The sequence below is a fragment of the Halopenitus salinus genome (assembly GCF_042662125.1).
Classification (GTDB): Archaea; Halobacteriota; Halobacteria; order Halobacteriales; family Haloferacaceae; genus Halopenitus; species Halopenitus salinus.
On record NZ_JBHSXL010000002.1, the window covers coordinates 113,341 to 137,288 of the forward strand.

At 54.5% G+C, this 23,948-nt stretch carries 9 protein-coding genes; 5 read left to right on the forward strand and 4 right to left on the reverse strand.

All coding sequences use genetic code 11. The features are described 5' to 3' along the window. Window positions 1-90 precede the first annotated feature (90 nt). Entirely contained in the window at window positions 91-2,085 is a 1,995-nt protein-coding gene (locus ACFQE9_RS01775; RefSeq protein WP_379739433.1) for a hypothetical protein, read from the forward strand. A gap of 106 nt (window positions 2,086-2,191) precedes the next feature. On the opposite strand, the gene ACFQE9_RS01780 is transcribed toward ACFQE9_RS01775, so the two are convergent. The 4 genes from ACFQE9_RS01780 to ACFQE9_RS01795 are packed head-to-tail and all read right to left on the reverse strand — an operon-like array spanning window position 2,192 to window position 12,995. Continuing rightward, complete coding sequence (locus ACFQE9_RS01780; RefSeq protein ID WP_379739436.1) at window positions 2,192-6,142, reverse strand: helicase-related protein; 3,951 nt, start codon at window positions 6,140-6,142, stop codon at window positions 2,192-2,194. A gap of 17 nt (window positions 6,143-6,159) precedes the next feature. Continuing rightward, on the reverse strand, window positions 6,160-9,048 hold the full coding sequence (locus ACFQE9_RS01785) for a DUF1156 domain-containing protein (protein WP_379739439.1): 2,889 nt from the start codon (window positions 9,046-9,048) through the stop codon (window positions 6,160-6,162). Between the two features lie 6 nt (window positions 9,049-9,054). Next, the gene (locus ACFQE9_RS01790) at window positions 9,055-9,696 is read right to left on the reverse strand and encodes a DUF7680 family protein (RefSeq protein WP_004594464.1); all 642 of its coding nucleotides are present in this window, start codon (window positions 9,694-9,696) and stop codon (window positions 9,055-9,057) included. After that, entirely contained in the window at window positions 9,696-12,995 is a 3,300-nt protein-coding gene (locus ACFQE9_RS01795) for an ATP-binding protein (protein WP_379739443.1), read from the reverse strand. The genes ACFQE9_RS01790 and ACFQE9_RS01795 overlap by 1 nt, the downstream gene beginning before the upstream one ends. 490 nt (window positions 12,996-13,485) lie before the next feature. Between ACFQE9_RS01795 and ACFQE9_RS01800 the strand changes: the two genes are divergently transcribed. The 4 genes from ACFQE9_RS01800 to ACFQE9_RS01815 are packed head-to-tail and all read left to right on the forward strand — an operon-like array spanning window position 13,486 to window position 23,892. Further along, a complete protein-coding gene (locus ACFQE9_RS01800) occupies window positions 13,486-16,779 on the forward strand; it encodes an ATP-binding protein (protein WP_379739446.1) in 3,294 nt (1,097 codons plus the stop codon). Continuing rightward, window positions 16,776-17,396: a DUF7680 family protein gene (locus tag ACFQE9_RS01805; RefSeq protein ID WP_379739449.1), complete on the forward strand. Its 621-nt coding sequence runs from the start codon at window positions 16,776-16,778 to the stop codon at window positions 17,394-17,396. The genes ACFQE9_RS01800 and ACFQE9_RS01805 overlap by 4 nt, the downstream gene beginning before the upstream one ends. A gap of 2 nt (window positions 17,397-17,398) precedes the next feature. Further along, window positions 17,399-20,269, forward strand: a complete 2,871-nt coding sequence (locus ACFQE9_RS01810) for a DUF1156 domain-containing protein (RefSeq protein ID WP_379739452.1) — start codon at window positions 17,399-17,401, stop codon at window positions 20,267-20,269. After that, window positions 20,266-23,892: a DEAD/DEAH box helicase gene (locus ACFQE9_RS01815; RefSeq protein ID WP_379739455.1), complete on the forward strand. Its 3,627-nt coding sequence runs from the start codon at window positions 20,266-20,268 to the stop codon at window positions 23,890-23,892. The genes ACFQE9_RS01810 and ACFQE9_RS01815 overlap by 4 nt, the downstream gene beginning before the upstream one ends. The last annotated feature ends 56 nt before the right edge of the window (window positions 23,893-23,948 follow it).

Consider the following 23,948-nt stretch of genomic DNA (forward strand, 5'->3'; position numbering starts at 1 on the left):
CCCTTTGTAGTGATGCACCAAAACGTTCGAATCCTATAGTCTAAACGCTGTCACAATATATAATTGTAGTTAGATAGAATACCAGGGTTAATGCCAAGTTTCATCCTCGATTTAGAGATACTTTCGGAAAACGATTCACCAGATTTGGGAGAGATGGTGACGGACGTTCAGGTTCAATCTGGATTCATCGATGAGCTGAAAAGAACATTTACGAATAGATTAGATTCAGAGGAAGAGTTAACGACGAACTTCGAGCTCTCAAGGGTCTATCAGCAATCTTGGACAGAGGATGGAAACGAGGAAATAATAAAGGAGAATATTACATCACTGTCAAAACAGCTACATCCAGTACAAAAGGCCGAGAAGGGATTGTTATTCCACAGTACGGACTCCGAAGTACTCGTGGCACACTACCACGCTAGTGAGGGATGGGTAAAGGATTCAAACGAACTGATCAGCGGAGATCGTGTCGACAAAGATAGCGTCATCAGTATGTTCGCATTAGAGCCATCGGCTGATGGTGACGATTTAGCAGTTGACGCTGACTACTATACGAAGTCAACCACGTTCATGCAGATCTTCGGAGTCCTCTCAGACGATGTGCTTCGGGAGATTCCGGAACGAGAGGTATACATCAACGGAAATCCGCTCTACGACGAGAGGTATACTGTGACGTACTCTTTTGCACGAGACCAATGTTTGACCATGATCAAAGACAGTTCCTTATTGCTCAATTCGGATTCGAACTCGTTCTTAATTGAGAAATCACTCGAAGGCGAACCCCATATGCTGGAATACGATTTTGAAGGAGGGTGGTTCGGACTAACACGGAGCGAAGATATCTCGAAATTCGAGCGCGATACCATCCAATTCAAGCACGGATGGCTGACAGCCAGCCGCATCTACCGGAACCTTGTCGGTAATGAGACAGCGTACACAGAACACAGCTCAAGGGTCGAGTTGTCCGAGTCCAATATACAGAAATTCGAAGGAGAAACCGACAACGGAGATGTGGTGTTCGCAAAACATAGCGATGAAGGAGTTATCAGTCAGGAGTTCGCGGATGATATTCTCCGTGCTGTTGTCGGTACTGAACACTATCGCCTCTACTTCGCGTCTCACCAAACAGTATCTGAAAGCAAGAATCTACGACTGGAATCCGAAGACCATTCCCTTGTTTTCTCGAATATCAAGGCCGACTCAATCGAAGAGGTGGATGCAGTACTTCAGGTGTTGTATGACCAAGCTTCTGACGAGGACCTTCCGAGAAGCAGGAGATACCTGACCGCCGCTGGACTCTTGGCAGGTGTCAGTTATACATCGGATGACACTGCATCAGACTCACTGTCAGGTATAGTAAGGCAGAGCTCCTTCAGGGGCATCGAGGGTTTCATCCAAGACCAGCTTGACTCGGGTGGGACAGCCGAAGCCTTTAGAGGGTCGTTAAATGCTCTCTTCGATGATGTGGGTACGGAGACCAGTACTGCTGACTTGGTGGATGGCGAATTTGATTACGATAGTTTCAGTCGGTTGGTGGAGATGATCGACGAAGCCGGCGAAGGGCTTGGATTGTCTGCTGGTGATCTTAGCGAACTTGACGAGGAAGGATACCGGAGTGTCATCACTGTTGGACTGGATCAACGAATCGACGGTAATCTCACTCGTGAGGCAGAAACCGGACGAGGACCCTCTGATATTCGCCTACGGAATGATGAAGGGGAAGTCATCTACATTGGCGAATGTAAGTACTGGAATGAGAGCAATTCTGGCGTAAAATCGAATCTCGAAAAACCTCTCGAACAACTGGCGACATACGACCAGGGTGAGACATTCAATTCCATCATTATCTTCTTTGAGTCAGATGATTTCCAAGAAATCGACATCCGAAGGGTGTGGGAGAAGATAGATGAAAGGTTGGAGGAACTCGAGGGAGACTTCGAATTGGAGGATGATATGAACGATACCCCGTATTCACGCATCTATCGCCGACCTGATGGAGGAGTAGATGATCGATTCCTCTCTATCCACGTGATCGATGTCAGCGCCCAACAACATCATCAGGTGAGTGCTGAAACCGTTAGCTAACTGTTTCAGTCTCGCACCGTCTCCGATAGCGCGGAGATTTGCTTCGAGAGCAGTGTTTGGCATCTATTGGTTCATCTGGGAAGTCCATGCTTACAAAACTACCCAGCTACTGTGGCTGCTTTGTTGACTTCTCTCGGTTATCGAGGAATTGATCACACCACGTCGGAAGGGAATCCATCGGTCCATTTTCAGCCACAGTCCCATCGCCTGCAATCCGGCTAAACACGCCGTCCCGTCCCCACGCACACACTACTGGCTCCTGGTCTTGATCGGGTCGAGTCACGATTCGCAGCTGGAGCCGCGACGGCTCCTCACTCACATCCTGCAGTACTGTGAGGAGCGCCCCGAGAAGGGGATGACCTGGCGCAAGATGCTGAACCGATGGGAACTCGTCAGCACACACAGCCGAGAACGTCACCGCCACTTCATCAGCAGCAGTCGCAATAGCCTGTGCAATCGTCTGTTCCCCATCCCTGTCTGGAACCTCAATCGGTGCGTCACCTACTGAGAGGCGATATGTACTGTCCGCAAAGTCGAAGTCTCCGTCATCGTACTCGAAGTCAATCTCGTGAATCGTGGTGAATTCGACACCGGCCTCGGCAAGCGCGTCGTTATCGACCAACACTGACTGGAGGCTTGGTGTCTCGAACGGAGGTTGATACTCGTATTCCTCCTCGCCGACGTCGACGAGATCCGGGTGACTGTAGGACTGCCACGCATCGAGTTTTGCTTCGTCGACGACGTCCTGAGCGACGAGATCGTCGACGTCCTCGAGTGACTCTCCGACATCGACGCGGTCGCCCTGATCGCGTTCTTCGAGTTCTTCAGAGAACTCGCGGTCAGCTGATTCGACCGCAGACTTGTCGTCAGCGCTGTCCACGTTCAAGGTCGCATCCCGAATCTGTTGGCTGACGCCGGAGAGTATGGGTTGCATCTCACCGACGACGTTTTCGAAGAGGCCAATCCGGTCGTCAAGGCGATCATAGATGTCCGTCTCAACCGTATCCTCGTAGCTGTAGTTGAGAATGCGAATCTCGTCGAATCGTTGGCCGATACGGTCAATCCGACCGATACGCTGTTCAACCCGCATCGGATTCCACGGCAGGTCGTAGTTGATGAGCGCCCCACACTCTTGGAGGTTTAGCCCCTCACTCGCGGAGTCGGTACAGACGAGGATATCGACCTGCCCATCATCACGTGAGAATTCACGCTTCACGCGCTCTTTCCCGACGTGTTCCCACGTTTCAGAATCGGGGTCGTACAGCTCGCCGCCACGACCGGAGTACGTCGCGATTGTTGCTCCAAGAAGGTCCGCGAGACTGTCCCGGATGAAGTCCATTGTGTCCGCGTACTGCGTGAAGACAATCACCCGGTTGTGACCAGCCCGGTCCAGCTCGTCGAGGTCGTTGTACAGCTGCTGAATCTTCGGGTCTGTATCAACCAAGTCTAAGTCGTTGACGAACGCTTCCAGGGCCTCGATTTCTTCCTCGATAAGCTGTTTCCCCTCTTCAGTCACGCTCGGGATGAGTTCAGAGAGGTCCAGGTCGTCGCTACTAGCATCGAGTTCATCCAGAACGTCCCCGTCGTCGAGGTCTGCGTTTTGTAGCGTTTCGAGGACGACCTGCTCCGCATCACCATAGTCCCGATCACGAGCGCGTTCCCGTCCGGCAAGCACGGTTCGTTGCGCCCGAAGTGTCTCAAGCCGGTGTTTCAGGCTCTGACTGATCGCATACACACTCGACGTGAGTCGCTGTCGGTACGTGGTCATCACGAACCCGATGGCGCGTGTTTGGGCTTCGTCAGTCTGTTGGGCTCGCTTGTAGAACTCACGTGTGTACTCGTCGATCTGGTCGTAGACCGCCCGTGTCTCCTCGGTAAGTTCGATTTTCCGTTGTTCGGGATTCCGGTTCGGAACGGTCGTATCGAGGAGTCCGACCGCCTCGTACTTTCGGAGTGTATCCCGTGTATTCCGGTGGATGAGCGCGTCGACGGGCGTGGACTCCGCGAGAACATCGCGGATGACTCGCCAACCGCCCGGGGAAAGTTCGTCAAGTGCGTCCTGTCGGTCGCTACGGGACGCCATCAACCACTCGTCGGCGTCTTCAGGATAGAGGAGCCGTTTGAGTTTCGTATCCTCGCTCGCCTCGAAGCGGTCGATGTCATAATCTGCCATCGCCTCGTCGACATGGTCGAGGTAGCCGTCGTAGGCGTCTCCATAAGCTCGTGCGAGCCGGCACGCGGTCAGCACACGCTCTTTGGCAATGGCACGGTCCTGTCTGTCCTCATTGATCTCGAGTTCGTCTGCAAGGTGCTGGAAGACTTTTGAGGAGAACGGTCGGTCCGTCGGGATCCGGTCTTGGTGTTCCAGTCCATCGAGCGTGGCTTGCGTGTCCCAGGAAGCCTCCGCTTCGTCGGACTCTGAACTCGGGTTGTCGAGAACCTCGTTGAGGGCCTGCGACAGCCCGTCTCGAGTTTCGAAGAATTCCATGAAGGTATCCCGGTTATCCCAACCACCCGGAAGATCCAGCAACTGCATCAAATCGTAGAGTTCGCCAGAGTGCAATTGCATCGGGGTAGCCGTCAAGAGGTAGTAGGCGTGCGTATAATCGCGAAGCTGTTCGAGAAGAGCGTAGAAATTACTGCCACGCCGAGCGTTGTGCGCCTCGTCGACGATGACGGCGTCCCACACGCCCATCCGGTCTTCCGTATCATGGTCGCGTCCGCGACAGCTTGCCGGGATAACGTTCCGAGACCGGTCGGATATCCGGTCTAAGGGGGCGACCTGATCCCAGCGGTCGTCGAGACGAGCCGTATGCCAGGACATAATGACGACCGTCGGTCCATCCAGCGGCGACGATGCATCGGCATCAGTCGACTGTTGTTCGTAGAGGAACCGCCAGATGGGGCTGTCCGCCCATTCGCGCTCCCCGGTTAGGTCGAGGTCCGTTGCCGATGGTGGATAGTGGTCGCGACCGCGGACGTCCCGGAATACGTGATCGCCCGCTGTGTCCCGGTCAAACCGGACGGCGTTGATGTTGAACTTCTCCCAGAGCTCTTCCTGCCACTGCCGCTGCAGACTCGCAGGAACCAGCAACAACCCGGTTTCCAGCTCGCCGGTGAGTCCGAGCCGGGAGAGTGTAAGACCGGCCTCGATCGTCTTCCCGAGTCCCACCTCGTCACACAGCAAGAAGCTCTGTGGATACGTATTGACGAGTGTGTCCGAGACAACCCGTTGATGCGGCCACGGCGTGATCGTGCTCGCTTCCTCGGCCAGTGCGAGCCCACCGGGCGAGAGCGGTCCATCCTGAATGATGTTCGCTTTGTCGCGCTCCGTCGGCGGAGCTGTACCGTTCGCGATCTGAATCGCTTCCTGGAGATCGCTCTCGGTGTCTGGGGCTTTCCAGTCGATGATGTCCTCTTCGATCGCCTCGGGGAGGTCATACACTTCGACGAAGGGGTGTTCATCACTCCACAGTCGCTCGAAGGTCTCCTCGTCGCCGGCGACGTAGTCCGCCTGTTCAGGAACCCACGACCGATGAACTTTGAACCGCTCATAGTTGCGAGCCCAGCCGCCGACCGTCTCGTTGACGCTGCCCTCGAACGAAATCGTGTTTCCGTCGCTATCGTGGAAGAGTCCAACTTTTGGATGGAAGATCTCCCAGTCGTGAGAGGGAGAGCGTGGATAGGCGACCTTGATGTGGATCCGGCCCTCGCGGAGGAGACGCGCGAGAATACGGAGATTCGCATCTAGGCGTTCGTCATCGAGGTCCTCGAGGTTTTCCTCAAGGCGGTCGGTGAGCGTCTCTAGAACCGGACGGTCTGACTCGTAGAGTTCGGTGCCAACGATGAGACGCATTTCACCATCGTTCTCGACGAGGGCGTGAATGCCGTTGGCAGCAGCCGCGAGTGCCGTACTGGAGAAGTAGCCCGCAATCCGATCGTATTGCTGACTGCGTTCCAGTGCGGGCTCGTAGAAGTCCTTGACGAGATGGGCGCGTCCCTGCTCGGGTTTGCTCTCGTAGATGGACTGCCACTCGCGGTCAAGTAGATTAGTCATACTAGAGGAGTTCCGAGTTAGGCGTGGTCACCGAGTTCGGTCTGTTCGGCCCTGTCTTCTGAGACGTTAGTGAAATCAGTGGGGGTGAATTCGAGACCAAGTGCGTCGTGGGTCCGACCTAAGGCGAGGTCGCGAGCGGCTTCCCATTCCGAACTCCTCTGGGGAAGAACTTGCAGGAGAGCTTTCAGTGTTGCCTTGAAGCCTGCGTCTGTGTCGAAGTTGCGTTCTTTGAGCCAATCGATCGCGACATCCTCGCCCTGTTTCTCGTAGACGTGCATAGCGGCGTGAGCCGCATCGAGGGCGATCGTGTAGGACAGTGCTTCAGGATCGACGGGCGTCCGGTTAGATCTCTCTTCGGGGGGCAATGTGATATCTTGGACGCGGTCCTCATGAGTTTTCAGCTGAATGTCGCCACGTTTCTTCCCCCAAATTTTCGTAGAGCGTTTGATTTCGTCGATATCGACGCCCACGCCGAGGCCCAGTTGGTGACCGTCATCGTAGTGGAAGGTGTCGGATTCGTGAACCAGCCAAGAGAGGATATACCACTCAGTAATGTCGTCCAAGTCTCCGAGTCCTTCACCCTCAAGATACTCCTCAACAAGGACCCGCGTCACTGCTTCACGGGCTTCTTCGAGAGCGCGACGGGGTGGAACCTCGTTATCTTGGTCATCAACAACTGGATAGGCGTCAGCGTAGACTTTCAAAGTTGGTCCGAATGCAGAGATAATCACGTCCGTTTTTGTAAGTGAAAGACCCGAATTAAGGAGTTCGCGGGCAGCATCCTTAGCAACGTCTCGTGTATCTGTACGAACATCACTCCAAAGGGTCGGGGTCGAGTCCGTCTCGTGCTGATTAGCATCAACGGGTTTGCGGCCCGTGAGGAGTAACGTGCTGTCGGCTGACCCGCCACCTCGGGTATCGGTCCTCTGTGGCATTTCACTCGTGATGGGATGTGTCGAAGTTACAGTAAACCCAGATCTAATGAGTGATTTGGTGAGAGTATCCCACGCGCTGGACTCCTTATGCGTGAACATGACGGTCATTACTCCACCAGGCTCAAGCACTCTGTAGAGTTCCTGAAAAATCTCTGCCATTTTATCTTCATAATCTTCAGAGGCGAACTCCTTTTTGGACTTTAAGCTATCTGCGACTTCCTCGTACTCAGCGACATTCGCCACAGCCTCGTCATCCTTATCTGAGAGTTCACCGGTGAACATCTCGGGGAAAGTGTCCCCAAGGTATTCTTTCAACCAAACGTAACAAATGTCCGAAAGTTCGGAATAGATAATGCTGTCGTAGTACGGCGGGTCAATAACAACCGCCTGGACGGTGTCAGATTCAATATTCAAGTCGGCTGCGTCGCCGACTAGAACCTCCGATTCGGGATCTTCGATATCTTGAAGATATGAGACAAGCTCCTCGTAGGAGTCGCGGACACGATTGAAGTTATCTTCCCATGATTGATTTCCTGCACACAGGTTGTTATCAACGAACGACCATTGGAGTGTGAAGTGCTTCCCGCCAAGAGCATTTGCGGGGTATCCTTTTCCAGTGTCGAGTGGTGCAAACCGTGTATTTCGATCAATAGCCTTACTGGATACAAGAGAGAGAATCGTGAGGATAGCTTCTGCCTCCTTCCCTGAGTGGCTTTCGCGGATTTCGTCTTCTACTTCCTCAAAAGCTCGAAGATACTCATAATGAGTGACGAGTTGGCGATCAATAAACGCATCTCGCCATTTACTGACTCCGTACGGGCCAGCTCGATCCTCATCGCCGATGTACCGATCTTGAGTGAGAATTGTATTCAGTCGGAAGTCAGATTCCGTACGCTCAGAGGCTTTTTCACAGGCTTTGTAATCTTCCTTGGTCGGGGCCCGCCATCCAGAACCATCGTTGACATACTTGACACCGTAGATTGTCGTGTCATACTCGCCATTCTTAAACGCTGTACGGATATCATCTGACTCCATCACGACAGGACAATTCAGACATTCTGCGCCACTTCGGGAATGAGGGCCATTCTGAGGGTTGAACTCGTTTTTCGATACCTCATCAGGTAGCCGTACACAGTCGTACTCGACACTTTTCGTTTCTTCATTCAGACGCGGGCGGGCAGCAACGCCGCTTGTCGACGACTGTTTCTGAAGCCACCACTTCTTCACTAATGGTATTTCGAATCCACAGTCAGGGCAAGTGACGATATATGTACAAGCATAATGGGATGGACTACGGCGGTCGTTCTCACTAGGGAAGTACTCTTCAAGCCGCTCTGAACCGAGCTCATCAACTTTGTCACTCCACCGGTTCAATTCGCTCTGCAGAGAACCCACCTTCGGCGCGTACTCATTCATAACCTTGAGCATTAGCGACGGGATGGGATTCAATTCGTTTGCAATCGTTGGGAGATCGTACCGGAGTGCTTCAAATGGAATCACACCGCCACCAGCTGTTGGATCTAGAACGGTAGGTAGTTCTCCGTCCCATTGACGCCGAAGAAGTTGGTGAATTTCATTTCGTTCGTTCTCACTCGGTGACTGAGTGAATGGACGGGGGTAATCGTAGTGGTCTTCTAGTGTTCCATCCCGTTCATCCTCATTACTCTTCTTTCGTGCGACGTATTCTACAATACTCTCACCGTCTGTTCCTTGAGATGGGCCAATCTGCATCCACCGAAGCATATCGTCAGCATCAACCCTCGAAGGTAGGACAGAAGCTAGGACGGCAAGTCGGGAGGCGGGAGTTGGTCGCCGCGCAAACCAAGGATGAAGATACCGGTGAGGCGGCATATGTTGGGGGTTAGCCTCTTTTAGATTCTCGATTCCAACTGCCTTGAGCGGGAGATTCCCCTCAATAGCAAGCTGATCTAATTCGGATTGCCCATCGATATCAGGGTTATTTTGAGTCATGGAAAATCACTCAATATGGTCCGTCAGCAGCACTCGAAGGGCCTTTTCGCCGTTCGGACTCGACGGAGACCGACACTTTGCGTACCAGTAGTAACACTCCTCATCGCTCATCCGTGCAACACCTCGAGCCAGCGACCGCATCCGGTCGATACGCTGGATCGGCTTCACGCCACGGAAGGCAACAGCAAGCCGTACGCCTGCTGTCTCGGGTAGGAACACGAATCCAGCCCCCCCAGTGAGAACTTCTGATGAATCTCCTGGCGTGCCCTCAATCGCCTCCCGGACGACGTCCTGGAGCGCACGTACGCGGGTCGGGTCAAGCCGTGCGACCTTTGCGCCGGCCCACTCATCCCACGTCCAACCATCGAGCTTGGAAAGGAGGTCGTCGCCAGCGATGTCCGAGACGAGATCCTCGACTGGTGTGATACTCAGCGAACGACCATCTCGCTCTAGGCGATCGCGGCGGGCTTCAGCCTGTTCACGAGGGAGTAGTTCGTGGAGCGTCCACTCGCCGCCACCGTCTGTCTCTCGTCGGACGAGCGTGAACGTCGGGCGGCCACCGAACATACTCGTCCCGTAGCGAACCAGCCGATCCTCCTCTGTTCCCTCAGCGGGTGAGGTCTCAAATTCCGAACCGCGACTCGCCATCAGACCGTCACCTCCGAGCTCGCCTGAATCGGGCCACGCCCTTCGACCCGGACGTCGATGTTGCCCGCATCGAGGTCATTATCGAGGGCAGCGAGGAGGTCGTCACCCTCGTTTGTGATCGGTTCGGGCTCGTCAAACTGGAAGCGGAACTGGATGGTCTCTCGATCATCGCCAAACGAGCCGGGCTGGTCGATCACGTCCCGGAATCGGCTCGGTGAGCCTGTGAATTCTGCACTGTACGTCCCGTCGTCAGTCCGGGTTTCGTACTGCATTCGGACCGTCACCGAGTCTTCACGGGCTTTGAATCCGGGGCGCTGGCTGACGAACTTGGCCGCCTGGAAGGGATCGTCCCCACCGACTTGGATAGTCACTTCTTCGATCAGCGGCGTCCGGTCAGTCCCGGCCTTCGATTCCGCATCTCGACGGACTTCCGAGAACGCCCGCGAAGCGGACATCATCTTCTTGCTCGCCTCCCAGGATTCCTCGGGCTGGCACTCCTGGCATCGACCTCGTTCGTCCAGCAGCTGCACGCTAGCGACCTCTTTGCCACAGGAGCTACAGGTCGTATCGGACTGGTGTTCCTCACAGTAGTAGGGTTCGCTGCCTTCTGGGTTTTCAACCTCCGCCCCACACTCAGCACAAGTGGCAACCGTCTGTTCTGGCCGGTCGATTTCGTCGAGGTGGTCGTCGACGAGCGCGTCGATCTCTCGATAAACGACGAAGGCGCCCCCGATCTGGACATCGCTGTCCCGAATCGAGGTCTCGATATCGGGGGATTCCGCGAACGGTTCCGGGTGGGGCCACGTCGACGGCTCTGTCGTCCCAGCCCAGTACGCCGCCCCAGACTCGCCATCCCAGTATGCGTACCCGTGGTCACTAACGAGAGAGGAGACAGTCTCTCGAATCGGTTTCGTGCTGAAGAGGTAATCCAATCCCGGCTTCTTCGCGTATTGGTTGACCAGCGCTTCGGTGGACATAGCGTCCTGGGTCTGTTGCCAGAGTTTCTGTTGGACGTGGGCCGACCCACGAGCGCCGGCGTCGCGTTTCACGATCTTATCCTCGAGCGTTGTCTGGACAGCGTCAACCAGTGTCGTCCCGCCGTTGGATTCGGTCACACCGATAGTGATGTGGGTAAGCCCGTCCCGGTCAGGGTAGTAGAGGTGCCGGTAGACGTTCCGAACGAGCTCTCCGAGCATCAGCTGTGCCTCGTCGCTCCGTTCTCGAAGCTCCTCGATTTGTTCCGAGGAGAGGTCGGATTTCTGTTCAGGGCTATCAAGCAGAGCCTCGATAGCCTCGAGACGCCGAGCTTCGTCGATTGCCGCATCCATTCGATCAGTGTCAGGGGCGAGGAACAGAGCGTAGTTCTTGTAGATTCGCGTCTCAGTCTCTCCCTCGTGTTTTGCGGCTTGCTGCTCGTAGAGCTGAGTCACCCGAGTCGGCGGCGTATCGCCGCCGTCTTCGACAGCAGCGGTGTCCGGATGCATCACCGCGAGCTTCGGGGTATCCGGGGTATCCGGTAAGTCCGCCGGCGATTCAGGGAACTCCACCGGCTGGAAGCCACCATCGCCGATTTCCTTCGAAGTGAGACGGTTCTCGAAACGCGAATGAGCACTCGCTTCGGGGGTAGACTCGATCCGCTGGTCGATAATTCGGATCAGGTTTGGTTCTTGCTTGAATCGGAGGCGCTCTTCCTCGTAGAGGAAGTAACACGCGACGTCCATATCGTCGCCCCGGAGTGCGGATAGTGCGGCATCGTAGTCGTCGAAATTCAGATCGGGATGGCCGATAGCGAGGTTCAGATCGGCGTGAGTTAGGCCTGCGGCCTGTTCACCGTATGCGAGGCTGTGCCAGAGAACTGTCGTCGTCAGATGGGTACCGAGAGGCGGTAGGCCGTTTTCGGTCCATTTCCGGTCCTCAAGCTGGGCGTGCGCGGTACCATCGTCGTCGTAGATGTCGGCGGTCACTGCGGGGCCGAGATCGACGAAGTCGAATAGGCGCTCACGAAGGATCGTCTGAATACCCCCGCCAGGATCATCGTCGGCGACTGTGAGGTCGTAGATCCGGATCCAGTGGCGATCGTAACTGTCGGGCTGGTGATTCCAGAGGTAGTAGACAGCTCGTGCAAGTAAGCGGAGGGCGTCACGAGTGCGCTGGAATCGAGGGATCGTATCGATCTTGTCCGTGAGAGCGTCGATTAAGGAGGGATGGAAGGGGTATTCGCGAGCGAGGACATCCACGTAGCCAGCGTCGGTGGCTTCCTGTGGATACTGCCGGTCTTCCTGATCATAGAATTGGAAGTATGAGTCAGCGGCTTCGCTCGCGGCGTTTTCTGGAACTTCCGAAAAGAGTCGGTGCTGAAGGACTTGTCCGATCTCGTTTTCGTCGGTCGGTGTGACCGTCTTGTGCTGCCGCCGGCCGATCTCGTTGACCTCCTCAATATGATCACGGACGCCATCACGAACCCGGTCAGCCTGCTCACCAAACGCCGTATCCGCGATAGAGTAGACGACCGTGACGTGCTCCGACTCGGCAGCCGCTTCGAGGAGCGCCATCACGAACGAAAGCGTCTGATCGGCGAGCGTCTTGTCGCCGACAGGCGTGCCCGCGGCTTTGTTCATGTAGTCGGCGATTTCGTCGATCAGAATGAGGGCCGGCTGGTCGTGCTGAGCGAAGAGTTTCGAGAGAGTCCCCTCACCGGGGGCGTCCCGGTCTTGGTCGTAGTCCTTGAGGTACTCGTAGCCATCGAGCCCGTAGAGCTGGTACGCGAGTTCACCCCACATCGTCCGGGTATTCGGGGCATCCGGATCGTCGTCGGCGTGACGGGCATCTTTGCTGTCAGCTTTTGTGCCGATGAAGACCCCCGTCGCGATGTTGAGGCCCTCGGCTACCGCATTCTGGTAGTCAGCTGCAAGTTCCACATCACTGTCTAGCAGGTAGTGCGAGAGGCCGTCAATATTGGCAGGGTTCTCAGCAAGATGGTACGAGGCGATGAGGTCATGCGTTTTTCCACCACCGAATCGCGTGTCGAGACAGAGAATACTCGAAGTATATGACCCCGGGTCATACTCTGTCGTCGCCAAGAAACGGCCTGTGAGATTGGAGAGCAGCGTACGGAGCCCCTCCGTGGGATAAGTCATATCGTAGAACGAGTCGGGGTCTCGATAGACTGGTGCTGCCTTCTCAGGGTTGTGGACGACAGTCGAGAGTTTCGCAGCAAACTGTTCCTCCTGGAGTGAGCCGTCTAAGACATCATCTCGTGGCTGACAGCTTTCAAGAAGAGATGGATATTTGCTATTCATGGAATCCGTGCACCAGTAATAAATCCTTCAGATGTCGTAGCTGAGGACTTCTCCTGTAGTTCTAATTGATTAAATGTCGATGTTCTTGATGCACAATTAGTCACAGATTTCCACAGAATCAGACCCAATTTCAGGCCAGAAGGTGTCGTCCGTCCGGCACACTTACAGGGCTCTTTGTTCATCTGTATTCCGGATGGAAACAGCTCCCAAGAAGAACTCACTAGTCTCTTACCATGGGAATTTAGCATAGTTTAGTACATGTGTCATTGCACACCTCAAATGGCTTTCGCTAATACTTGTTAGTTTGCTCGTTGATATTTTTTATTAACGGGTAGATTATTGTCAGCGAATGATTCGCCCTGTAAGTTACTCACACTCTTTTTTAAAAAGTGTCGCGGGATACCGGTCTACGAAATGGGAGGTTCCCGTCGGGATCTGAGCGGTAATCAGATGATCTCTCAAAAAATGTCCTCTGAATCCGGTCACCATTATGAGTGATTCTAAACCGACACCGCCTGGAGAAGCTAACACCCAGACTATTTACGATACCTGCGAACCTCGTCAAGATGTTCTTACCGGAGAGCTCGCGGAAGACCAATTCGCAGCCAGTCTCGCGGACGTCGCCCATAGCGATGATGCCCCCATTGTCTACGCTGACACCCAACTCTTCTTCGAGAAAACCTACCCCACTAGCGGTCTGCAGGAGCTTCTCACGCGTCTCGCAACCCGTTTCGTCGGCGCACATAACGACGACTACACCGGCACGAACGGCATTCTCCGACTCGACACCAGCTTCGGTGGCGGGAAAACCCACAACCAGATCGCCGCGTATCACCTCGCAGAATCGCCGAGTGCTGTTCCCGACCTGTCTGACTTCATCCTCAACCAAGAAATCGCCGATGAGTATACAGACGCCGCTGCACTCGGCCTCGACGTCAACTCGGCCGTCTTCGTGGGCACACACGTCGACGCCGAGGATGCTCGCTCGAACTACGACGACCCTGACGCCCCCGCGACGAAGACGATGTGGGGAGAAATGGCCTACCAGCTGTTCGGGCGGGAAGGCTACGAGTTCCTGCGCGAAAACGACGAGAATCGAACGCCTCCAGGAACAACCAAACTCGAACGGCTCTTCGAGCGGAACGACAATCCGTCGCTCATCCTCATTGACGAGATTGCCGCATATCTCGAGCAAGCTGCCGCTGTCGAAATCGGGGATTCGACGCTCGCGAAGCAGACGAATACCTTCCTGATGTCGCTGCTGTCCGCGACGCAGAACAACGACAAGATCACTGTTGTCCTCAGTATCGCAGACACCGCCTTCGCCGACCAAGCCGAAGACGTCCGTGGTCTCGTCTCCGAGACCATCTCTGAGTTCAACAGTATCAGCGACCGTGTCGAGGGCTCCATCACGCCGACGGAGGACAACGAAATTGCCGCTGTCCTGCGACACCGCTTGTTCGAGAGCGTCGCGGAAGATGGGCGCGATACGACTGTTGCTGCCTATATGTCCCTCTACACGGGTGATCGGGACTCCTTCCCCGACAGTGCGGCTAACCCGGAACACCGAGACCGCCTCGAAGACAGCTACCCGATTCATCCGACGGTCATCGATACACTCACAGAGGAACTGGACTCCCTCCCGTCGTTCCAGCGCACTCGTGGTGCGCTCAAGCTGCTCTCCCGCGCAGTCTACCGCCTCTGGCAGCACCAGAGCGACTACCAAGAACGCCACTTTGTCCGTCTGTTCGATATGTATCCCTCCGATGGGGACGTTCGTTCGACGCTTCTCCGACTGTTCTCGTCGGTCGACATGGACTTCGAGGCCGCGATCAAAGCCGACATCTTCTCGGAAGATGGCACGGCGAACGCAGAGGAAGAGGACCGGAATTGGGTCAAGAACGGACACCCCCCACTCGGAACACATCTGACGACGGCAATCCTCTGGAAAAGCATCGTGAAGGGCGCCGACGGGCGCGGCACTACACGCCGGCCTCTTCGACACGCGATTGCAAACACCGAAGTCGAGCTTGCGCACTACGACGACGCGCTCAATAACCTCCTTGGAGAGGGACGTCGGTCTGCGTGTTTCTACCTGCACGGAGACAACGGTGAGAAGATCCAGTTCAAGTCAGAGCCGAACCTCACGAAACTCATCGATTCCGTCGTCGAGCAACTGCAAGACGGGCTCGCCCGACGGCATCTCGAGGAAGCCCTTGACGAGGCACTCGGTCAGGGCAGTCTGAATGTGATTGTCGGACCGGAGGAGCCACACGAGATCCCGGATACGGCCGACGAAGCGCATCTGTGCGTGATGGACTTCGATACGGTCACCATCACAGACTACGAGACCGTCCCCGAGGCAATCCAAACGCTATTCAAGAATACAGCATCGTCGAGTGGCGGACAGAAAACGCCACGGGTGTTCAAGAACAACGTCGTCTTCCTCGCGGCGAGCGCGAACGACGTGACCGACGCGAAGCGGACCGCAGAGCGCGTCGCCGCCATCAAACACATCCAGAATAATCTCGGCGACCAGTACGAGCTCAACACCGAACAGCAGGACAAGCTCGGTGAACGCCTCGATAGCGCGAAGGGAACGCTCGATCAGGACATCAAAAAGGCGTATACGCATCTCTACTTCCCGACTGGAGATGGCCTGGCTCATCGGAACGTCACCACCGACAGCACCATCCATCAGAGTGTCATCGAGAAGCTCGATGAAGCAGGCGCGATCATCCCCGAAGGAGAGGACGCCTACGGTGTTGACTGGTTCGAGGCGACGATCTGGAACGTCGGCTCGACCTCGATGACGACGAGAGCGATCGAAGAACAGTTCGGGAAACGCCAGGATGCGGAGATTCTCCTGTCACCCATCCCACTGCGAAAAACGATCGCCCAGCTCGTCCGTGAAGACGGGTACGCCTACTGGGACGAGGAGCAGAAGACCGGGTACTACACGCCCGAGACGACGCTCACTGCAACCGATCACGAACTCGACGACGCGAAGAATCTGCACGCGGGCCTCAGCTATCAGGACGTGAAGCTCTCGCAGTCGCACACACTCTACACCTCGCTCGATGAGCTGGTCGACGACGTCGGGAGTGAGATCGACTGGGAGGAACCCGACGAAGACGAAGAGCAAGAGGACGAGACTACTGACGACGATGATGAGGAGACTGGCGGCAGTAGTGGCGGCGGTTCAGGTGGCGATGACGAACCTGAGCCGTTCAGTAAACTCATCGAAGTTCGCACCTCTGAGCCCGCACACGTCTCTCGGGCCCTGCAGGAAATGCGGGCTGACATCGCGGATGAGCTTACCAGCGCTCGCGAGGAGTATGACGGACACCCTGACGAACTAACGCCCATCGTCGAAGGCGTCTGGATCCATCTGGACGGGGCTGATGCGTGGAAGGGCGCGTGGTTCACTGCGAACAAACTCAGCAACGATGAGGACTTCGCAGAGGACACGACGATGGACTTCGATTATGAGGCCAACGACGGAGCCGACTCGAAGTCGGAGTTCGAAGTCGATTTCAATGGACGCCCGGAGGTCTTCGCAAGCCACCTCCGATTCAACATGGAGCCGGAAGATCTCGCGAATCCGGATGGTGGTCGTACCGCTGAAGCCGAGTTCGCGATTGAGTTCGACGAGGGCGATGACCGTCTCTATGGCGACACCTTCGACCACCTGGACGAGCTCCTCGCGGTCGACAACGCGTTCACCGTCACGATGCACACGCAGATCCGTGTGATCGAATCCAGCGAGGTGACCCAAGTATGAGCCAGGGCATCGCCGAGGGGAATTCGTTCGCCTTCACCACCGGCGCGTACGGGAATCGACCGACGTTCGTGTTGACGCGTGATCGGGTCGACGACCAGCACGAAATTACGCTCTACGAGCTGGCGCCCCGTGATATCGCGACGGCTCGACGAGAACGGTTCGAGAGAGTACAAAAAGCAGTAAGCGTCTCAGTACGTGAACTGGAGGAGGCCATTATCGGCGATCGTTCCCCGTCCGAACTCCCCGGGGCAGATGACGCGGCGTACGATTGGGACGACTGGTGTGCGATTCGTATCGCGACGTTACGCGGCGGGGCGTTCAACGAGGTGAGTTTCCTTATCGAATCCACCTTCCGGGAGCTGAGTCTTGATCCTGAGACCGTCTGTACAGGCGACCCCGCAAGCGTCAGTCTCCCCGAAGCGGCCGGGGTTCGACTTTCGATCGCGTTCCGTGCGATGAAGCCGATGCGACGTCGAGACCGTCTCCGTGAAGTCGCAAAGGGAATCGACCAGATGAGCCTGGGTGAATGCTACTACTGGCACGCCAAGGCTCGCTCGCCGTCCTCGCCCAGCGGTACGAAAGCACTTCGCGTTCTGCTCGCTGATCATCTTAAATAATAATGTCTGAGAACAATTCCGCACCCGATAGTATAGAGCAAGAAGCACCCGACAATGTAGCAATTGAATCCCGACTGCCTCTAACAGCAATTGACATTGAAAGTCAAAAAGACATGAAGTCAGGTCGTTATCATGCACTAAGAGGCCTCCACAAATGGTTTGCTGGAAGGCCTACCCCTGCGGCCAGACTTTCTGTTTTGGCATCTGCTTACCCTGGCCAAATAGAGGCCGACAAACTCCTCAAGATTATGCGATTCGGACCAAAAGCGATGGAAGAAGGGATCTCTGACTATATACAAGAGAAATTCGCACAAGATCGGAACGGAAAAACAATCGATGAACACTACGGATATCCTAATCCGAATACGATCTCCCCAACCGAGGTTCAACTCTCAAATTTCCACGAGGAAGTCAAAGAAGCGTGGGGAGGTGACCTACCGACTCTTCTCGATCCGACCGCTGGACGAGGGATTATCCCATTCGAATCGATTCGATATGGATTTCCGACGATTTCAAACGAGCTCAATCCAGTACCGTCGCTGATTATTAAGGCAGGAGTGGAGTACGCCCCAGAAGTAGGCTCGCTAGAAGAAGACGTAGAAAAATGGGGAGAGAAGATTCATAAAGAAGCTAAAAGATCAATTGAAAAGTACTATCCGACAAATTCTGAAGAACGCACCATTCTGAGCTGTGCGTGTACATACATTATTAGATGTGACTCCTGCGGTGGAGACATTCCACTAGTATCGAAGTGGTGGTTGAATCAAAGTTCAAAGGGGGGAGCTGCTGTCCGACCAAAGTACGAAAATGGAAGTGTTGAGTACGAATTCGTCGATATGGACAGAACACCTAAGTCGGAATATGACCCGGCCAATGCACCTGTTTCTCGGGGAGACGCAGAATGTCCCTTCTGTGGAGTAGTTACAGAAGAGAAGCAAATACGCAACAAAATCCATGATGGGGATTTCGAGTACAGTGTATATGGTGTAAATTATGAAGATGCAAGCGGTGATCGGAAATACCGAGCCGGAGATGAAGTTGACAATCAGGGAATGAAAAAAGCGGCGGAGCGGGTCGAAACAGACTTCGCCATGCTGGATTTTCTCTCTGAGCCAGTCGAACACGGATTAAATACATCGCAAATCAAACGGTATGGCATTGACCAGTGGCAGGACATTTTCATCCCCCGCCAACTGGTTGTGCATTATGAATACCATCAAGCGTATGAAAAGTTCAAAGATGAGATTCAGAGGGAATACTCTGAAAGGAGATCTAAAGCGATATTAACTATTCTAACACTTGGTGCTAGTAGGGCATTTAGCTTCAATTCTCGTCTTTCACAGTGGTACGATTCTCGGGGGTATCCTGACCCACTATTTACCGACAATAATTATGCAATCAAGAAAATGTTCGGGGACAATAATTTGTCGGCTCCGAGAAGGGGATATGTGCAGAGTTTATCACATGTTTTGGATTCCTATGAGGAATTGGCCACATATGATGTGTCAGGTGATCTTGAAACTCACTCGATAGACGCTGCATCACTTAATACCGAGATATCTAAAGGGGATGTCGATATTGCAGTAGTTGACCCTCCGTACTATAGTAGTATCATGTATGCCGAGCTCTCAGAGGCATATTACGTACTTCAAAAAAGATATTTAAAAGACATATTCCCAGACCTGTTCAGCTCTACTCTCCCGAATAAGGATGATGAAGCAGTAGCTAATCCATCCAGATTCAACGAGATCGCCGGTGATAATGAATCAAAGAAGGAGTTAGCAAACCAATTCTATGAAGATAAAATGAATGATATTTTTTCAGAAATTCATAGATTACTAAGTGGAAACGGGATCATGACGGTCATGTTTACACATCGGGATATGGATGCCTGGGATACCCTAACTACTGCTCTAATTGATGCTGGGTTCGTTATTTCAGCAACACATCCCATCAAGACAGAGAAGACAGACCGTGTAGGACTCCAAGGAAAATCTAGCGCCGACAGCTCCATCCTATTGGTCGCTCGAAAAACAAGTGAGACCTCCTCCGATGAGTCGACGTTATGGGAGAATATTGCGCGCGATATCGAATCTCTTGCAGAAGAAGAGACAGAGAAAATTCTCAATTCAGAGTATAATATTTCGAAGACAGACACCGCAATTGCAGTATATGGTCCTACGCTTCAACGATTTGCAGAAGCCCATCCAGTAGTTAATAAGAAAGGTGAATCGATTAGGCCCCGAAAGGCGCTGACAGAAGCCCGTAAAGCGGTCACAAGTGTGATCGCAGAGAAATTCCTTAATACAAAAGGGTTTGAACAGCTGGATGCGTTGACTCGTTGGTACATCCTCGCATGGTTAATCTACGAAAACGATACGATACCATATGATGAAGGACGGCAATTAGGAGTAGCCGCAGGAGTCGACATTGACGATATAAAACGTTCCACGAAATTATGGCGAGGAGGAACCGAAGTCACCCTCCAAGGTTATCAGGACAGAGTTCAGGATATTATTCTGCTACAGGACGATAGCGTTGATAATCCATCCTCCAGAAAATATCCAGTAAATCCCACAGACACGAGGTTCACGTATACGATCGATCTAGTACATTCTGCGCTTCACGTATATGATCGTGACGGCCCCAGAGCAGCGTGGAAATGGCTTACAGAGCGGAATTTGAAATCCAACGACGAATTTAAAGTTGCAATTACTGCACTACTGGAAGTACTGCCAGAAGACGAAGATATGTATGAAGTTCTGACCAATTTGATCTCAGGTGAGACAGGAGACTATCTCGATATAAATGTTGATCATATCGATATGTCTGGTTTAGAGAGGCAGACTTCCTTAGAAGAACACGACAAATGACCCTCAGGGACGCCTCATGGGAGCCGGTGTACGAGAGCGAGTTCCAGACCAACCGGACGCTTATGGAGACGTTCTACCGGCCATTCCTCAACGAGATCATCCGCTACGACCGGCTCGCCGGCTATCTGAGTCTGCGTAGTCTGGCGGACGCTCTCGAAGGGGTTGACTCCCTCCTCGAGACTGATGGAACAGTACGTGTCATCGCTGGAGCCGACCTCCAGAAGCGCGAGAAGGGAGCGATGTTCCCTGATGCAGATGAACCCCTGGAACCGTGGGTTCAGTCCCAACTCACCATCATCGCGACCCTCCTCGACCGCGGCGACCTCCAAATCAAGGTCGGTGACCCCAAAGGCGGTGACGGGATCTTCCACCCGAAGCTCGGCATCGGTGTCGATCGCGAGGGCAACAAGATCAGCTTTGAGGGGAGTATCAACGAGACGCTCAGTGCGTGGCAGTACAACTACGAACGCTTCAAAGTTCATCGCTCCTGGAGCCGCGGCGAGGCGAAGTATGTCGAGGAAGACGTTTCGACGTTCAACGCACTCTGGAACGGCTTCCACCCCTCCGTCGATGTCTTCGAGCTCGACGAAGCTGCCCGCCAGGACCTTATCGACTGGAAGGACACCGATGGAATGCTCGAGGAACACGTCGAGCGCGTCAAGAATCACGACCCCCAGACGACGGTGCCCGAAGACGATACCGCCGGTGTGGTCTCGATCGCCGGACGGACACCAGGAGGAATCCACCTCGCAGAGGAGATCAGTACTGTCACGCCCTGGCCCCATCAGCGAACGATCTCCGATACCGCGGTCAGTATCTACCCGAACAACCTCCTGTTCTGTGACGAGGTGGGGCTCGGCAAAACCATCGAAGCAGGCCTGACGCTCTCACGGCTGATGCAGGTCGGGGAGGCTGAGCAGGCGCTGTTTCTGGTTCCTGCAGGGTTGGTTCAGCAGTGGCAGAATGAACTCCTCGACCGCTTCAATATCCACGCCTACTATCACGAACGGTCCTACGACGGCGATTACATGATCGGCCCTCTCGGAGACGCAGAGGGTCACCGTATCCCCACATCCGGAGCGATCGACGCCGACGCGTGGGAGAACACGCCGATTGGTTCGTTCGTTACGGATAGAGATGAGTCAACCGTCGTGATCGAGTCGTGGCATACCGCCCGCCGCGAGGGCAATCAGGGACACGTCGCCCCACGCATCGACGAGAACGTGTGGGATCTCACAGTCGTCGACGAGGCACACAGTGCTCGCGAGGAGACGAAACTCTACGACTTGCTCGGACAGGCCGAAGAGGCCTCCCGGTGTCTCTACGCTCTCACGGCGACGCCCATGCAGCTGAATGTTGGCGAGCTCTACGATCTCCTTCGACTATGCGATCTCCCAGAGGGTTGGGACGACAAGGACCGATTCGTCGAGTTCTTCGAAACACGGCAGGCACTCGAGGACAGCCTCAGTACCGTCGGCTCTCGGTATCAGAATATAGCCGATGGACAGCAACAGGTTCTCCAACAGTTCCAGAAAGAGCTCGATCTGGAGGAGGACGAAGGCCGACCAAGAATTGAACGGTTCGGGAAACTCATTCACGAACATCTCACGTCGAATCCCGGCTACGACGAGCAGGCGAAGGCGCTAGTCGAGGCGACGGACACGGAGTCAATTCAGCAGCGGAAAGCCCTCGAGAAACTCGTCGGCGTGCGCGAAACCTCACCCCGATTTGACGATCCGCGCTCGCTCATTTTCGACTGTGGGCCAACGGAGTGGAGCGCACTAGTGGAGGCTTCTCAGTGGGCGACACCGGTTCAGTCCCGCATCTTCCGGAATACTCGAGCGGTATTGGAGCAGTGTCAGGATCTCGAGCTGCTCGACGATACGGTTCCGACTCGGGATGTCGAGACAAAACGTATCGAGCTGGGTGACGCAGCCCCGCTGTACGATCAGGTAGAGCAGTATATTGATGAGACGTATAAGCAGTCGCAGAAAGTCCTGACAGGGAAGGAGAAACTCGCGTTGGGCTTCGTGATGACCACGTATCGTCAGCGCCTGACGAGCAGTCTACACGCCATCAAGCAGAGCCTCCAGCGCCGGATGGAGAAGCTCGACGAGAAGGTTGAGGACATGACCGAGGAGGTCTCCGAGCTTAGTAGGGACGCCGGAGTGACGGAGGCGACCATCGACGAGGCGATCGGCCAAGCATCCCTCGACGCCTATCAGCCAAGTAGTCGTGGTGCCGCCGACGTGATTCAGGCGGAGCGGACGGCCCTCCAAGAGTTCGTGGACGATCTCAGGCAGGCCCATACCGACCCGAAGGTAGCGCAGTTGCGCCGCGACATTCGCTCGCTCCGTCAGAGCGCCCGTGATAACATCATCATCTTCACACAATATCACGATACCCTCGAGCATATCCGTGAGACCCTGACAGACACACATCCGAACGTCGGTACGTACAGTGGTGGTGGCGGGATGCAGTACGACGAAACATCCGGAGAGTGGGTGAACGTCGGTAAAGAGGCGATCAAGCGCGATTTCACTGACGGGGACACCAATATCCTGATCTGTACAGACAGCGCGAGTGAGGGGCTGAACCTCCAGACTGCAGATGCGCTGATCAATTTCGATCTGCCGTGGAATCCGATGCGGGTTGAACAACGCATCGGTCGAATCGACCGTATTGGCCAGAAGAACGAGGTCGTGAAGATCATCAACTACGCCTACAAGGACAGCATCGACGGCGACATCTATGAGGAACTGGAGGGACGGTTACAGCTGTTCGAGAACGTGGTTGGGCCGATGCGTCCGGTACTGAACAGCATCGAACAGGACATCAAAGACGCTGTTATGGGTAGTTCCGGGTCTGATGACACTAGAGAGCCCAGTGAACAAGTCGTCGAAGAAGCGGACTCACGGGCAAAACGTGCCCAGGAGAAAGCCGAGGAGACCGGGCTAGCAGGTGAGCCAGAAGAGGTGTCGACGAAAGAGGCGATAATCGAAAGTTCCGGACTTGACGGGTGGGAACCCTATTGCTATCCCGCATTCGATGAGATCGGGACCGGTGATCGGTCGTATGAACCGTTGGTGAGCTTAGAGACGATCGAGATACAGCTTACGCAAAGCGACCGCCTCGAAGAGACAGACTGGTCGTTTACTGCCCTCCGGAACCATGCCCGCGCCGACGACTACGAAGATATCGTCGACGATGCATACGTTCTGGAACTGCCGGAGGAGGGTGCAGTAGCAATGCCGGAGTCGCTCGGAGAGACAGCTCAGGCAGAGCTTGGAGGGGGTAGCGGTGTTGTTGTGACGTTCAAGCCAGAGATTGCTGAGCAGTTCCCGTCAATTCGGCTGCTCCTACCTGGAGATCCACTATTCGAAGCGCTCGTCCGCGAAGCTGCTCCAGCAGAAGTTGATAATGTCGAGTTCGTCTGTGGCCAATATGGAGAAAGTGGATCTTCAGTTACTCGAAGTAGCCGGGTTGCTGATGCAAAACAGGCGGCTGTTGTAGAGCCCGCAGTAACGAGTGAAAGAGAGATTAATCTACTAGGGGGGTCGAATCCAATAACAGATATCGACGATGCTGAGCAGATTGTTCTAAATTGGTTGTCGCAATTTTAGCAAAGTAAATAGGTAATAATCAACGGTCACTATGTAAAATTATATCTGCATATTCG

Bases quoted from the DNA above. Each gene is read 5' to 3' on its own strand.
- ACFQE9_RS01775 (WP_379739433.1), top strand. From the start codon at position 91: ATGCCAAGTTTCATCCTCGATTTAGAGATACTTTCGGAAAACGATTCA.
- ACFQE9_RS01780 (WP_379739436.1), bottom strand. From the start codon at position 6,142: ATGACTAATCTACTTGACCGCGAGTGGCAGTCCATCTACGAGAGCAAA.
- ACFQE9_RS01785 (WP_379739439.1), bottom strand. From the start codon at position 9,048: ATGACTCAAAATAACCCTGATATCGATGGGCAATCCGAATTAGATCAG.
- ACFQE9_RS01790 (WP_004594464.1), bottom strand. From the start codon at position 9,696: ATGGCGAGTCGCGGTTCGGAATTTGAGACCTCACCCGCTGAGGGAACA.
- ACFQE9_RS01795 (WP_379739443.1), bottom strand. From the start codon at position 12,995: ATGAATAGCAAATATCCATCTCTTCTTGAAAGCTGTCAGCCACGAGAT.
- ACFQE9_RS01800 (WP_379739446.1), top strand. From the start codon at position 13,486: ATGAGTGATTCTAAACCGACACCGCCTGGAGAAGCTAACACCCAGACT.
- ACFQE9_RS01805 (WP_379739449.1), top strand. From the start codon at position 16,776: ATGAGCCAGGGCATCGCCGAGGGGAATTCGTTCGCCTTCACCACCGGC.
- ACFQE9_RS01810 (WP_379739452.1), top strand. From the start codon at position 17,399: ATGTCTGAGAACAATTCCGCACCCGATAGTATAGAGCAAGAAGCACCC.
- ACFQE9_RS01815 (WP_379739455.1), top strand. From the start codon at position 20,266: ATGACCCTCAGGGACGCCTCATGGGAGCCGGTGTACGAGAGCGAGTTC.